Source organism: Serpentinicella alkaliphila, assembly GCF_018141405.1.
GTDB lineage: Bacteria > Bacillota > Clostridia > Peptostreptococcales > Natronincolaceae > Serpentinicella > Serpentinicella alkaliphila.
Genome location: NZ_CP058648.1, coordinates 1,704,387 through 1,719,051, shown reverse-complemented (window position 1 = coordinate 1,719,051; position 14,665 = coordinate 1,704,387). Strand labels below are relative to the sequence as shown.

The 14,665-nt window shown below is 32.9% G+C and carries 12 protein-coding genes and 2 pseudogenes; 7 read left to right on the top strand and 7 right to left on the bottom strand.

Features of this window, described 5'->3' with window-relative positions; translation table 11 throughout:
• Positions 1–4: 4 nt before the first annotated feature.
• Positions 5–1,525, top strand: a complete 1,521-nt coding sequence (gene ppx, locus HZR23_RS08650) for an exopolyphosphatase (RefSeq protein ID WP_132849640.1) — start codon at positions 5–7, stop codon at positions 1,523–1,525.
• Positions 1,526–1,708: 183 nt separating this feature from the next.
• On the opposite strand, the gene HZR23_RS08645 is transcribed toward ppx, so the two are convergent.
• The 6 genes from HZR23_RS08645 to HZR23_RS08630 all read right to left on the bottom strand — a co-directional run bounded on the left by HZR23_RS08645 (position 1,709) and on the right by HZR23_RS08630 (position 5,803).
• Complete coding sequence (locus HZR23_RS08645; protein ID WP_132849639.1) at positions 1,709–2,632, bottom strand: macrolide 2'-phosphotransferase; 924 nt, start codon at positions 2,630–2,632, stop codon at positions 1,709–1,711.
• A 52-nt stretch (positions 2,633–2,684) separates the two neighbouring features.
• Positions 2,685–2,966 (bottom strand): hypothetical protein, encoded by a 282-nt coding sequence (locus HZR23_RS17040; protein ID WP_243098290.1) that lies wholly within the window; start codon positions 2,964–2,966, stop codon positions 2,685–2,687.
• Between the two features lie 104 nt (positions 2,967–3,070).
• Positions 3,071–3,385, bottom strand: coding sequence for an MFS transporter (locus HZR23_RS17035; protein ID WP_243098289.1), 315 nt, complete (start codon positions 3,383–3,385; stop codon positions 3,071–3,073).
• Between the two features lie 53 nt (positions 3,386–3,438).
• Complete coding sequence (locus HZR23_RS17030) at positions 3,439–3,906, bottom strand: MFS transporter (RefSeq protein ID WP_243098288.1); 468 nt, start codon at positions 3,904–3,906, stop codon at positions 3,439–3,441.
• Between the two features lie 188 nt (positions 3,907–4,094).
• A complete protein-coding gene (locus HZR23_RS08635; RefSeq protein ID WP_132849638.1) occupies positions 4,095–4,691 on the bottom strand; it encodes a TetR/AcrR family transcriptional regulator in 597 nt (198 codons plus the stop codon).
• 548 nt (positions 4,692–5,239) lie between these two features.
• A complete protein-coding gene (locus HZR23_RS08630; protein WP_132849637.1) occupies positions 5,240–5,803 on the bottom strand; it encodes a TetR/AcrR family transcriptional regulator in 564 nt (187 codons plus the stop codon).
• A 121-nt stretch (positions 5,804–5,924) separates the two neighbouring features.
• Here HZR23_RS08630 and HZR23_RS08625 point away from each other — a divergent pair, with 121 nt between their 5' ends.
• The 6 genes and pseudogenes from HZR23_RS08625 to HZR23_RS17015 all read left to right on the top strand — a co-directional run bounded on the left by HZR23_RS08625 (position 5,925) and on the right by HZR23_RS17015 (position 12,619).
• The gene (locus tag HZR23_RS08625) at positions 5,925–7,172 is read left to right on the top strand and encodes a glycosyltransferase (protein ID WP_132849636.1); all 1,248 of its coding nucleotides are present in this window, start codon (positions 5,925–5,927) and stop codon (positions 7,170–7,172) included.
• Positions 7,173–7,176: 4 nt separating this feature from the next.
• The gene (locus HZR23_RS08620) at positions 7,177–8,394 is read left to right on the top strand and encodes an MFS transporter (RefSeq protein WP_132849635.1); all 1,218 of its coding nucleotides are present in this window, start codon (positions 7,177–7,179) and stop codon (positions 8,392–8,394) included.
• A 13-nt stretch (positions 8,395–8,407) separates the two neighbouring features.
• Positions 8,408–8,792, top strand: a pseudogene (locus HZR23_RS18200) (IS21 family transposase); the annotation flags it as partial.
• Positions 8,793–9,027: 235 nt separating this feature from the next.
• Positions 9,028–10,624, top strand: a pseudogene (locus tag HZR23_RS18195) (IS1634 family transposase); the annotation flags it as partial.
• Positions 10,625–10,758: 134 nt separating this feature from the next.
• Complete coding sequence (locus tag HZR23_RS08610) at positions 10,759–12,264, top strand: IS1634 family transposase (RefSeq protein WP_249536657.1); 1,506 nt, start codon at positions 10,759–10,761, stop codon at positions 12,262–12,264.
• Positions 12,251–12,619 carry a hypothetical protein gene (locus HZR23_RS17015; protein WP_249536656.1) on the top strand — a complete coding sequence of 123 codons (369 nt, stop codon included), beginning with the start codon at positions 12,251–12,253 and terminating at the stop codon, positions 12,617–12,619. The genes HZR23_RS08610 and HZR23_RS17015 overlap by 14 nt, the downstream gene beginning before the upstream one ends.
• 567 nt (positions 12,620–13,186) lie before the next feature.
• Here HZR23_RS17015 and rlmD read toward each other — a convergent pair.
• Positions 13,187–14,554, bottom strand: a complete 1,368-nt coding sequence (gene rlmD, locus HZR23_RS08605) for a 23S rRNA (uracil(1939)-C(5))-methyltransferase RlmD (protein ID WP_132849131.1) — start codon at positions 14,552–14,554, stop codon at positions 13,187–13,189.
• Positions 14,555–14,665: the final 111 nt, after the last annotated feature.

Genomic DNA, 14,665 nt, shown 5'->3' with positions numbered 1-14,665 from the left:
ACCAATGGATAAAAAAATTGCTATTATAGATTTAGGCTCTAACTCTCTAAGAATGATTATTATGAGAATTTATGATGATGATTCCTATAAATTGATGGATCAAGTGAAGGATATGGTTCGATTAAGCGAAGGTATGGGAAGCGATATGATTCTCAAGCCTCAACCTATGGAAAGGACATTAAATGCTCTTAAACTATTTAAGAGGTTAATCAAAATTCATCGTGTAGAAGAAGTTTATCCCATTGCCACTGCTGCCATTAGAAATGCAAAAAATCAACAGGCTTTTCTAGATTTGGTTAAAGATGAGACAGGACTTCAATTTCAGATTATTTCTGGAGAAAAGGAGGCCTATTACGGTTATCTAGGTATCATTAATACTTTAGATTTAACTGAAGGCTTGACCATTGACGTCGGAGGTGGTAGCACTGAGATAGGATGGATTAAAAACAGAAGACTTAAGCGTTCTGTAAGTATTCCTTATGGTTCTATGACCCTAACAGAGATTTTCTTACATAAAGAAGTTATCGAAGAGCAGGCTATAAAATCATTAGAAAATTTTATTAGAAATCAATTCAAACAAATTGATTGGCTCAAAGAAACTAGAAAACTGCCAGTTATTGGTTTAGGAGGTACTGCAAGAACTTTAGCAAAAATCAATATGCACGACATTAGGTTCCCCTTAGAAATTCTACACAATTATCAAATGACGTACAATGAGGTCCTATCTGTTTATGAAAAGGTAAATCATGGACCTAAGGCTAATCTAAAGGATGTTGGAGGTATATCAAAGAACCGTATTGATATTATTACCGCTGGAATAGTTCCTATCACGGCATTGATGGAATATACGAACTCTCAAACACTTACTATAAGTGGTAATGGCTTGAGAGAAGGTGTATTTTATGAGAATTATCTACAAAAAACGCACCAGAGAGAAATTTTGGAGGATGTTCTCTTTCATAGTATTACAAATATCATTAAAAATTATGATATGAACTTAGAGCATTGCCATCAAGTAAAAAATTTGGCTTTAACTCTATTCGATGAGACTCATAAGCTACATGGCTTAAGTGATCAGGAAAGAAAACTATTAGCGGTTTCTGCCCTAATTCATGACATAGGAATTCACTTAGATTATTACAATCATCATAAACATGGATTTTATTTAACGTTATCTGTTCCATTAAATGGCTTGAGCAACAAAGAGAGAGTTATTTGTGCCTTTTTAGTAGCAATGCATCGTGAAAATAGTTTTAAGGGAAATTGGAAAAATTTTAACATGCTCATCAATCATAATGACTACAAAATTATAAAAAAATTAAGTATTTTTTTAAAAATTGCAGAAAAGCTAGATAGAGGGGAATCCAGTAGCATAGAAAAACTTCGCTGTAATATTACTAAAGATACCGTTACCCTGTTAATACACTCCTCACTCCCAGTCGCCCTTGAGGTATCAGGTGCTATGGAATTTGAAAACCTTTTTAGGAAAAATTTCAAGAAAAATCTCTGCATTAAAGTCCTTTAACTACTTTATGTCTTTTTTTCGGTGTTCCAGGGAACCTAATATATTTGGTTCCCCTTTTTCCTTCAGTTAATTGACATAGTAAGCACCTGTGCACCCATGTTTGTATTATTCTTATAACGGCATAGCTTTTAACTTCTATCTCCTTTAAGTTTAAACTTAGATTTCCTCTTTATTCCAATCTAATTATACAAACTTACCAAAAGCAGTCTCAACCTCTAAAGTTTGTTTCGCCAACTGTTCATATTCTTCCAAACTAGATGTGATAGCAAATTCCGCAATATCAACTGGGTAGGCGGCAACTAATTCAATGATATGATCTTTCATCTTTGGCCAATGGTATCCTCCAGCCTCTTTATAAGCAATGATAAGAGATTCAAGTCCTTCTTCACCAAAAGCCTTATACTGGAATACAAAATCATTTGATACATCTGCCACCTTTGCTTCTGTCCAATCAATTAAGCCAGTTACATTAGCATTATTATCAATTAAAGTATGTCCTGCATGAATATCTCCATGAATAAAACCTGTTTCTTTTGGCCACAATTTATCGTTATTTAACCACATTTGCCATCTATTCCACAACGCTTCACCGACTCCAAATTTTGCCTTTACTGTTTCCATTCTTTTTTTCATTAACTGTCTTACTTCTTCTGGTGTGTAAACCACTAGTCCAGCTTCTTTTGCCTCTTCCCTTGGAATACTATGCAACTTTGCTAATACCCTCCCTAATGTCTGATGAAAGGAATGTGGAACATTATTAATATCAATTTTCCAAATATAGTTCTGTATTTCATGGTCTATTGTTCCTGCCGGATAACCATTTAACCTCTTATATGCTATCAGCTCTCCTGTATAGATAGACCAATTCGGTGCTTCAAATGTTGTAATATATCGATTCACCAAATCTAATGCCTTTTTCTCCATTATTGTCTTTGACATAACATCCTCACGCCTTGGAAAACGTAGTACCCATTCGTTTCCTTCTAAATCAATGGCAAATACCACCTGGAAGTCAAGTCCTGACTCATTGAATTTCAAAATATCCTCTTTTATCTTTAAGCCATGCTTTTTTGCTATTTCAACAACTTCTTCTTTTGTTCTACTCATCCAAATCACTCCTTAGCATTATTAATTCAATTTAAAATTATTCTTTTTCGCCTTACATACTCTCATTGGACTCTTTTAAATCTCTAGTTTCCCTTAATAGGAATACAACAATCCCTATGAACGTTGCTATCATTATTAAGGTAATGGAAAACATCGTACTGTGCAATGAAATTCGCTCAAGGACAAATCCATAAATCAAAGCTCCTAAGGGGATACCCCCTCGTGACAGCAAACCCATCATAGAAAATACCCTAGACATATATTGTGTTGGTGTCTCCTTTTGAATGTGTGCCTGAATTGGAATAATGATAAATGCACTCGCTGTACTTAACAAACATAGTGCTCCTGCAATCGAAACAAATAATAAAACAATATCTTTTCCCAACAAAAATATACTGCCAGGCAATATCAAAACTACACAAAAAATCATTGCAACCGTTACAAACCAGTTCCCCACACCAATGGTTTTCTTAACTCTCCATCCTTTTCAAATAATATTCCAACGAAAATACTTCCTATTAATCCTCCCAAAATAACAATCACTTGTATATAACCGTACCATATATGGGAAAAATTCAAACTAGTTTTAAATAGTAAAGGTAAAATAACACTAAAAATTGGTTGGAGTATCATATAATTTGCTAAATAAAATAAGAAAAGTAAACCTATTATTCTATTTGACCGAATAAATTCTATACCTTCTAATATGTCCTTAAAGACGCCTACGATGCCTGATTTTGACTTTACTGTCATGTACTTGTACTCTCATCATTTCACTGATTGCTGACAACAAGAAAGAAGCTTCATTAACCAGAAATACTATAACCATACCAAACTTCGCATATAAGGCTGCGCCAATCACTGGTCCTACCACAATTGATGCAGCTCTCATAGTGGATACCATGGGCATTGCTACGTGTCACTTCTTCCTTATACACAAGTTGTGGTAGCATCCCTCGTGTTGCCGGTTCAAATAGTCCATTCATCAGAATTATTATTACTTGCGCCACTAGAAGAATTCCTATACTTGACATATCCCAATAAGCCAGTATGACCAACATTAAGATTACTCCTGCACTAATTAAATCTGTTACTACCATAATAGTTTTTCTATTCAACCTATCGCCAAACACTCCTGCAAAGGGGTAAATAATAAGTGTAGGTAAAAATGACAGAAATAAAAAAATTCCTATTGTTGCAGCTGTGCCGCCAATATCAAAAATATATAGGTGCATAATAATCATCTGAATAGTTGATCCTGTATCTGATACCATCCTACCAATTTTTATTCATTATTGTCTTTTCAGATTTCATTGACGTATCACCTCAATTTCAACTTCTCTTGAGACATTGAGAGCTCAACCTTACCCTCTTAATCTTATATAAAAAAATTACCTCTCATTGAGACCCCTCCTAAAATTTGCAATATAATGTATCTTCAAATCCAATTTTGATTAGAGGATTATTTCGTAAGTTCATTAGCTATAGCATTAAATAGAATTTCTTGTACTTTAGGATAAGTATCCTCCTCAACATCCTTTTTATGAATAATCATTGCTAAAGCTGATCGAATAACACCAGCAATAACCTCTACATCCTCATCGATTAATTTCTTTGACTCCTTATTCTTCATGATAAATTCCTTAAGGGGAACAATACTTCTTAGAGTCTTTGTTGCTACATATTGAGGATTTACCTTTCGAGCTACCATTTTGTATTCTTCTATGTCAGTTATTAACCTTTGTGTTAATATGTTCGATTCCAACTCCAAAGCCATTGCATATAGATATGTCTTAATTGCATCACGTACATCCTTGGCTTGCTCAACCTTAGGCCAAACCTTTTTTTCAATCTCTTGCCCTTCAAGGGCTAATAGTTCGAGATAAAGTACCTCTTTTGATTCAAAGAAAACATAAAAACTACTCTTTGCTATCGACACAGAAGAAGTTATATCTTCAATAGATGTATTTTTTAACCCCTTTGCTATAAAACTCTTATGTGCAGCCTGCATCATTTCTAACTTGATTCTTTCTTTTTCTATTTCTGTAAATTTCGGCATAGCATCTCACCTCAAGTTTATATTTTGTATAATTATAAAAACATTTTGTTTATATGTTTTTATTGTAGTGTAATACTATTATCCTGTCAATCAGGATAATTAATTACGCAAAAACAAAACATTAACACAAATATCCTTCGTTCTGCACAAAAAGTTAGGCCCCATATATATAAAAAATCCCCCCACCTTAGTATGAGGGAACATATGAATACTCTATTTCTGCTTTATTAACATAACACACTCAACGTGTTGATAGCATTGATGTCAGAGGGTAATTTGACACCGATGTATGTGGTAACATTTCAATAGCTTTTTCACTGTTTTTTGAGAAATGGTCGTATGCCGGAACATGTCTAGGAACATTATTTCTGAAATTCATATAAGTAATTTCTGATTTCTAATCAAACCTCTAAGAAAAATATTACAAACAATCCAATGCCCCTTATAGGTAAATTTCGAAGATTTAATAACTATGATCTACCTCTTTAGCTAAGCTTCTGAACACTAATAATTTGATCTTATGAAATCACGCTCTTCGGTTTCATATGCTATAGTGGCAAGTGACTCGTTACTCCATCTTCCATCAACCTGTGAATAAGAATAAACAGTCTATCCCTTGAAAGAGTCATTTCTTTTATAAACCAATAACTCATAATGCCAATCATAGCAGTAAGTGTATATTCCAGAATATAATCTATTTCTCTTAAATCAATGTCAGGCTTATCTTCAAGCACTTTCATAATTGTCGGTTTAATGGAATTCTTTAACTTTCTCGCAAAAGCCGGATCACCTTTATCTCCAAGCAATACCGAATAGTACTTAGCATTTTGTTCCCATACATTAAAAAATACATCTAATGGCATCCCAATTGTTCCTGTTGGTGTTGAAAACGGGGGCAACTCATCAAGAGAAGGGATTAGTGAGTTTTCAATTTCATCCAGTACATTATAAACATCTGTGAAGTACTCATAGAAAGTTCCCCTATTATATCCCGCTTTATTTGCGATTTCTTTAACAGTAATTTTTTCAATTCTTTTTTCACAATATAAATCCCAAAAGGCATCCATAAGATTTTGTTTTGTCTGCGCAGTAATTTCCGTTCTTTTATTCATGATTAAATTACCCCTTTTCAAATCCGACAAATAACACAATATTGTTGGTTGATGATTTTTATCTAAGATTTTATAATTATATCATACAACATGATGTTGGATTGTTCAAGGAGGTTAATATATGATTACTATTCTATGCTCAGGTTCACGAGGAGATTTCCAGCCCTATATAGCACTTGCACAGGAGCTTAAGAAAATGGGAAAGGATGTACGCATCACAGCAAGTAAGAGCTTTAAGGGCTTTATTCAAAATTATGGAATAGATATTTACCCAATTGAGGCTGATATTGAAACCCTTAATGTGGATCCGAAGCTTCTTGAGGCAGCAGGATCATCAGATAATCCCCTAAAGATGCTTTTGACTTTTAACAAAATGAAGGAATATGGAGTCCATATGGTAAACGACTACTACTCAGCTTGTGAGGGAAGTGAGTTGATTATCTATCACCCCGGGTGTTCAATTGGATATTTTGCAGCACAAAAATTTGCAATCCCATCTGTCTTAGCATCGCCATTTCCTATGCACAAAACAAGTGAGTACTTGTCAGTTGTTATGTATGGAAAATCACCTTCAAATCCTATAACTAAATCAATTAGTTACTCTATGCTTCAAGGAATGTTATGGATGGCATCTAAAGATTCTGTAAAAGGCTTCTGGAAAGAAAAATTCGGAAAACTACCAGAAAGTTTTGGTTGTCCTTTTGAAAAACACAGTGATTTAATGCATCCAGCTATAGTATCATGCAGTAACTTTGTGTTTGAGCGACCTAACGACTGGAATAAAAATATACATCAATATGGCTATTGGTTTGTCGAGGAACCGAGTGAGTATATACCTGATACTAAGCTAGCTAAGTTCCTGGACAAAGGTGAGAAACCTGTTTATATTGGTTTTGGTAGCATGACATCATTAGGAAAACATAAAGATTTAGCTGAGCTTGCAGTAGATGCAATCAACAAAACTGGTAAGCGAGGAATTATCTGCGGAATGGGTACTCCTCCAAACATAACTGATAACATATTAGCTATAGATAGCATCCCTCATTCATGGTTATTTGATAAAGTATCAGCTGTATGTCATCATGGTGGGGCAGGTACTACTGCAGCTGGCTTCAAAGCAGGAGTTCCTAGCGTGATAATACCCTTTTCAAATGATCAATTTGCTTGGGCCCATCGTGCATACGATCTTGGTGTTGCTGCAAAACCACTTCCTAAAAAATCAGTTACATCTAATATTCTTGCCAATGCAATTCAGTATGCACTGAGTGATGATATTGTAAAGAATTCAGTAAACCTTGGAAGTAAGATTGCATCCGAAAATGGTGCAAGTGATTGCGCCAATGTCATAATGGAATGTCTTCGGAGGTAATTATATGAATCAGTTAAATACCTGGAAGAAGTCATTCTTTGCATTATATTTTGGTCAATCATTTTCACTATTAAGTTCTTGTGCCGTTCAGTTTTCGATTATTTGGTGGATTACTATTGAAACTGGATCTGCGCTTGCACTTACTATTGCAAGTGTAGCGGGGTTATTACCACAAGCAATTATAGGCCTATTCGCTGGAGTTTGGATTGATAGGTTTAACCGAAAAAAAATAATTATCCTTGCTGATGGTATTGTAGCCGCATCTAGTTTACTTTTAGGTATTTTATTTTTTTTAGGTATACGTTCATTAACGCTAGTGTATTTAGTTCTATTTGTAAGAGCTTTGGGGGAAACATTCCATAAGCCTGCATTACAAGCAATTATTCCACAAATCGTGCCTCAGGATGAGTTGACTAAAGCAGGAGGCTTTGGGCAGATGATAAATACTGCATGTACAATGCTAGGACCAATGCTTGGTGCACTATTAATGAGCATCACAAATCTTCAGTGGATAATGCTGCTAGATGTTCTCGGTGCTTTCTTAGCAATTGTTACACTCACAATTATAAAAACCCCACAGTTAAACTCAAATCGAACAGGTAAAATTTATGTCTTTCAAGATATGAAACAAGGAATACTTGCAATCAAATCAAACAAAGCATTATTGAGGCTTTCAATTCCAATGCTTATATCTACCATTGTTTTTGTCCCATTAGGAATTCTGCTTCCTTTGATGGTTCGTAATTATTTTTTCGGAAGCGCATGGCATAATGGTTTGGTTCAAACGTTATTTTCATTAGGTATGCTGGTTGCTGCAATGTTAATTAGTGTCTTCGGAGGATTAAAAAAACAATTTCTAATGATATCTCTTTTTACAGGCTTACTCGGCCTTACATCCATAATTGCTGGTCTAATACCTGCAAACTTATTTTGGGTATTTTGCATCTTAGTTTTTTTAATGGGTTCTACAGGTTCAGGGTTCAACATTCCATTTACAGCATATATTCAGAGATCTGTACCTCCAGAAAATTTAGGAAAAGTCCTATCACTTATTACAAGCGTTATGAGTTTTGCAGCTCCAATTGGAATGTTTATTGCAGGTCCAATAGCTGAAACCATAGGAGTTAATAATTGGATGGTAATAGTTGGAATTATAATGATTGTTGTTGGAATAACAAGCTATATTTCAACAAAAGAATTTGATATCAAGCAGCTGGTTTAATAGAACAACCTAATACGATAGTAGTAATAGTATTAGAAGAAAGCTTTTCTGATTCAATAATTGAAAGAATTCAGTTCTTCCTTAATGAAAATGAGATCAAAAAGGCAACAGGTAGAAGTAACCAGCAAAAGAAGAAAATTGATATTTATGAATGCCTAATAGAAGAAGGTTATGGTAATAAGCTATCCTACTGTCTGTAACTACATTAGAGATGCTCTATCTTAGATGCTCATGTTAAATTCTTAAATCGAATTGGTGGAGTCTATCAAACCGTAGTATATGACAATATGAAGGTAGCCGTCAAAAAGTTTGTTAGTAAAAGCGAGAAGTACCCTTCGGATGATTTGCTAAAGCTCTCTCTGTATTATGGTTTTAAATATCGATTTTGTAATGTTTGCAACCTCATCCATTTGATTGAGCCTCGAATGTGATTCGTGTGTACCTCAGTTCTGTGCTTTGCCTCCAGCTTCCTTCAGATTATCTTAGATCTAAGATAATCTGAATCATCCTCCGAGAGAAATGATTATCCTAGAAGAAATACAAAACCTCTGAATATACAAGAATGTATAATTTTTTATACGGATAATATAAATGACATCCCTTGATATAACTCGCCATGCAGCTTCTTAAGCTGAAAAACTAGGTACATATGATGAGCTTCTTAACAAGTTAAACGGGGAAGACCCTATTGAATGGGCTAAGAAATATATCGATGAACTTAATAAAAAAGAAAAAGAAGAAAATAGTACAATCATGGTTCAATACTCGCCTACAAACTTATTGGTAAAGATAAGCAACTGTCTTTTAATGGAGGCTATCTATTTCTTCAAAAGATTTATCATGATCTAGGGATTCACAAAATCTGTAAAGAGATTTCCTATCGCCATAAATTCACTTTTAATCTTGACTCCATACTATCTAGACTTTTATATGGTAGAATTATCTTTCCTGGTTCTAAGCTTTCAACCTATAACCTATCTACTAGATTTTTAGAAAAACCTGATTTTGATATTCAACATATTTATAGAGCACTTGAAGTTATTTCTAAGGAAACTGATTATATTCAATCAGAGCTTTATAAAAATAGTTATAAACTTTCTAAGCGTAATTCAGGAATTCTTTATTATGACTGTACGAATTACTTCTTTGAGATTGAGCAAGAGCAAGGCTTAAAACAGTATGGGTATTCAAAGGAACACAAACCTAATCCTATCGTACAAATGGGTCTTTTTATGGATGGGGATGGTATTCCACTAGAATTTAGCATTACTAAAGGTAATACTAATGAACAGCTCACTTTAAAGCCTTTAGAACAGAAGATACTTAATGATTTCAAACTCTCAAAGTTTGTCGTATGCACAGATGCTGGACTAGCGTCAAATGACAATAGGAAATTTAATGATCAAGGTGGACGTGCTTTTATAACCACTCAGTCAATCAAAAAACTTAAAAAACATCTTAAAGAATGGGCACTTTCTAGCGAAGGATGGAGTTTAAGTGGTAGTAGTAAGGTTTTCGATATCTCTGATATTGAAGAAGACAATTTTGCAGATATTACTTTTTATAAAGAGCGATGGATTAAAGAAAATGGTTTGGAACAAAAGCTAATTGTAACTTATTCAATTAAATATAGAGACTATCAAAGAAAAATTCGAAATAAACAAATTGAGCGTCTTTGTTAAGGTAATAGAAAACAATCCATCAAAAACTCAACAAGTGTAATCAGAACGATTACAAAAGATTTATAGGAAAAACAAGCGTTACATCAGATGGTGAGGTGGCAGAAAAGGACCTCTATCGACTGGATTCAGATATTATATCAAAAGAAGAGGCATATGATGGTTTTTATGCTGTATGCACAAATTTAGAAGATGAAGCTTCTGAAATTATTAAAGTTAATCATAAACGTTGGGAGATTGAAGAATGCTTTAGAATTATGAAAAGTGAATTTAAGGCAAGATCAGTGTACTTAACAAGAGATGATCGTATAGAAGCACACTTTACAACTTGTTTCTTGGCAATGGTGCTTTATAGATATCTTGAAAAACACTTAGATAACAAGTTCACCTGTACTGAAATCATACGAGAGTTAAGGGGTATGAATTTTTATGAAATCCTTGGCGATGGCTATATTCCAACTTACACACGCACAGATTTTACAGATGCACTTCATGAGGCTTTTGGCTTCAGAACGGATCATCAAATAATAAAACCTGACTTCAGAACATAAATTAATAACAAATAATGAGTAAATGTCTAATTTTTAACATTTCTCATTATTTTTTTATTTATTAACGCTCACGACTTGTCGTGGTGTAGAATATGATGTATAATATAGTTAGAGGGTTTTTGTGGAGGTGTAGCATGTATATTAGTAAATCTAAAAGACCAAATGGTAAATATTTTATATCAATCGCTAAGGGGATTAGAGATCCCAAAACTAAGAAATCAAAAAAAATTCAGATTAAAGGTTTTGGTACTCATGATTTAGATTCTAAATCAGGTAAGGAAGCTCTTGCTCAAGCTGAAGCAGATCTAAAAGAAATGATTAGACTGGATGAAGCTTCTCAAGGATTTGAAAACTTTGAAGATTTCATTGAATCATTGTCAAAAGATAAGCTTTCTCTTAATCATAAAAACTTAGGTTATCTTCCATACCTAAAAATCTTTAACCAATTGAAATTACCTAACTTTTTTACTAAAATGGTGAAAGATTCTAAACTAGATTATTCCTTTAGTAACTTAATGTTCTATCAGGTACTTGGTAGATTATTTAATCCTTCAAGCAAGCTTGAAGTGGCTTCTAGAAAAGATGATTTCCTATATGATTTCAGTTTTGTGAATAGCGATAACATTTATTCTTCCCTAGATGTTTTTTCTGGATTTAATAAACATAAATCTAAAGCACTAACAGATGGAGTTCAGCTCATAAAAAACATGGAAATCCTCTTAGATACCGTTGATTCAGAGGCTAAAAAAATATTAGAATATAACATTAAAAACACTTCTGATGAATTGGAACAAAATATAGCTACCTATGATAAAAATTTTGAAATGAATGAAAATAAACTTTTCAAACATTTAAATGATCATATAGGAAAGATTATTCCAGATAGAAATATGTCATTAGCATTTTATGACTGTACAACCTATTACTTTGAGTCTTTTGATGAAGACGGATTTAGAGAAAGAGGTATGAGTAAGGATAATAAAAGAAATGAAACACAAGTTGTTATGGGCTTACTAATAGACACCAATGGGATACCTATTTCTTATAGGCTTTTTAAAGGCAACAAACATGAATTACATACCATGGAAGAAGTCATTGACGATATATTAAATAATTACACCATAAAAGAAATCATAATAGTGGCCGATAGGGGCTTAAATTCAAGGGCTAACTTAGAGATGATTCGAGGTAAAGGGCTTAGTTACATTGTAGGTTCTAAGGGCAGTGCAGTTCCTAAAGATTTAAAAGAGAAGAAATTTAATTCATCTTGGAACATAACTTCTAATGCAGAAGCTAAATACAAAAGCGGATATATAACCAGTAAAAGAAAGGTGAGTCAGAATGATGAAACCTATGACGAATTAATCATAAAAAAATATTCAGATGTCTACAAAGAACGTGAGATGTTTAAACAAGAGAAAATGATTGAAAGAGCTAAAAAGAATATAAAGGATTTTACAATCAACTCAACAACTAAATCCAAAAGCAAGTATTATAAAGCAGTAGAAAACCCTAAAGAAAAAATAAACATTGAAATTGATGAGGAAATAATTAAACAAGAGCAAGAAAATTTCGGATATTTTTACATTGTTACAAATAAAGTGGATATGAACCCAAAGAGATATAATGGTAGCTTATAAATCTCTATATAAAATTGAAGAATCCTTTAGAATATTAAAAACAAATTTAAAAACAAGACCAGTATATCACTTTAAAGAACGAAGAATTAGGTCGCATTTTTTAATTTGTTATTTAGCCTTAGTAATGCAAAGAATATTAGAGTATAAGTTAGCAGTGAATAAAGTTGAATTATCTACCTATGAAATAATCAATGGACTAGAAGGATTTATAATAGATGAAATTGATTACAAAGTAGACAAATTATATATAATGTCAGACAAATTACTTAATAGTAAAATAAACAAAGACATATTTAAGATTGAAAAGAATGTTCTGCTAAGTAATGAAATCCCCAATATAATTAAAAAGATGTAGTGAACGTAAAACAACAATAAAAAGTGCTGAAACTTCTATAGACAGACGATTACAGCACTTTTTCTTATGAATGATGTTCCAAAGTCAGGAGATGCACTTCATGAGGCTTTTGGCTTCAGAACGGATCATCAAATAATAAAAAACACACATATGAAAAATATTTTTAAAGATACGAAAAGATAAAAAAATTACGCACTTTTTGGACAAATATATAAAGCTTGTAACCTTCTATTTATAACAGGTTACAAGCTTTTTTTCTTTATTAACTGTCAAAGATGGGATTTTATAATCTATTCAGCGGAATATGAGATCTATTAATATTTTTTTATGGTTATAATAGCTGTAATCGTTGCGATACGTGTACAAACACATCTAACACTTCTCATCAACCTATGTAAAAATGCCCGTTATCTGATCTGTCGTGTCAACTAAACCCTCTCTCAATTAATGAGGTCGACCTGTTCATACGCAAAATAAAAATAGAGCTTTCCAGTCAATTTGCCGGCAGCTATTTTTACAACATTAAGCAGCAAACGCTGGAAAGCCCTTTATTACTGGGGTTCTTGCCTATAATTTTTTTGCCTTTGACATCAAGACAACACACTCCACGTGGGGTGTATGCGGAAACATATCCATACATTTAACTTTTTTTATTTCGTATCCTTTATTTCCTAATTCTACCAAATCTCTTACGAGTGTTTTAGGATTACATGAAACATAAACTATTTGTGGTGCATTAAAGGCTATAATATCTTGAAGAGCTTGGGGATGAATTCCTGCTCTTGGTGGATCTAATATAATAATATCTGGCTTATCTTTTAATTCTTTTATTTTTTCTTTAACATCTCCTGATATAAATGTACAATTGTTTAAATTGTTTAGTTTAGCGTTATTATTAGCTGCTTCTACTGCATCTTCGATCAGTTCTATTCCAATTACTTTTTTCGCATTTTGCGCTACAATTTGACCGATAGTACCAGTTCCACAATAAAGATCAAATACCATTTGGTTATCAGAATTTCCAACAAAGTCCCTAACTATAGAGTAAAGTTTTTCTGCACCAGGGCTATTTGTTTGAAAAAATGAAAACGCAGATATTTTAAATTTTAGACCTAAAAGCTCTTCCATTACAAAATCTTGTCCATAAAGAATTTCAGTTTTATCACTTTGTACAGTGTCAGCTAAATTATCATTAAATGTGTGTAGTAAACCTACTAATTTCCCTTGGAAGTTTGTATTAATAATTATGTCTCTTATTTCATTCATATCATGCTCTAACTGTGTAGTTGTGACTAAATTAATTAGTATTTCTTTCGTAAAATATGCTTTTCTTACTACTAAATGTCTTAAATAGCCTATATGACTCCTACTGTTATAATAAGGAACATTTTTTTCTTTAAAATAATCTAAAATCGTAGTAAGAATCTTTCTAAAATCCTCGTCCATGATTAAGCACTCGTCAACTGTTACTATATCATAATGCCTTCCTTTTTTGTGCATACCTAAAGTTAGAGGTCCACCCTTTTCTTCATCACCAAAGGAAAATTCCATCTTATTTCTATAAGTATAGGGAAGTGGACTCCCTTCAATACCCATCCATTCTTTGTATTCTATGTTAAGTTCTTGAAACAATTTTTTTACTTGATTTTCTTTCATCGCCAGTTGATTTTCGTAAGAAACTGTCTGTTTAAAACAACCACCACATACCCCAAAGTGAAGACAGTTCTCCTCCTGCTCTAATGCTGACCTTTCTAAAACTTCCATAACCTTAGCTTCAGCCTTATTATTTCTTACCTTCGAAATTATTGCCTTAACTTTCTGACCTTTAATTGCATTCTTGACAGATATTTTTGTATTATCTATGTAACCGTAGGCTTTTCCACCAAATTCATTTTCATCTATTATAAATTCTACTATTTCCTTCTTCTTAGGCATATTGATCTCACTCCTATGTAATAACTACTATTAGAATTTGTTCATTATAGTATTTGTTATTTTTTAATATATAATAAAAATAGTGACCCGTTTTTCAAGTCACTATATTAT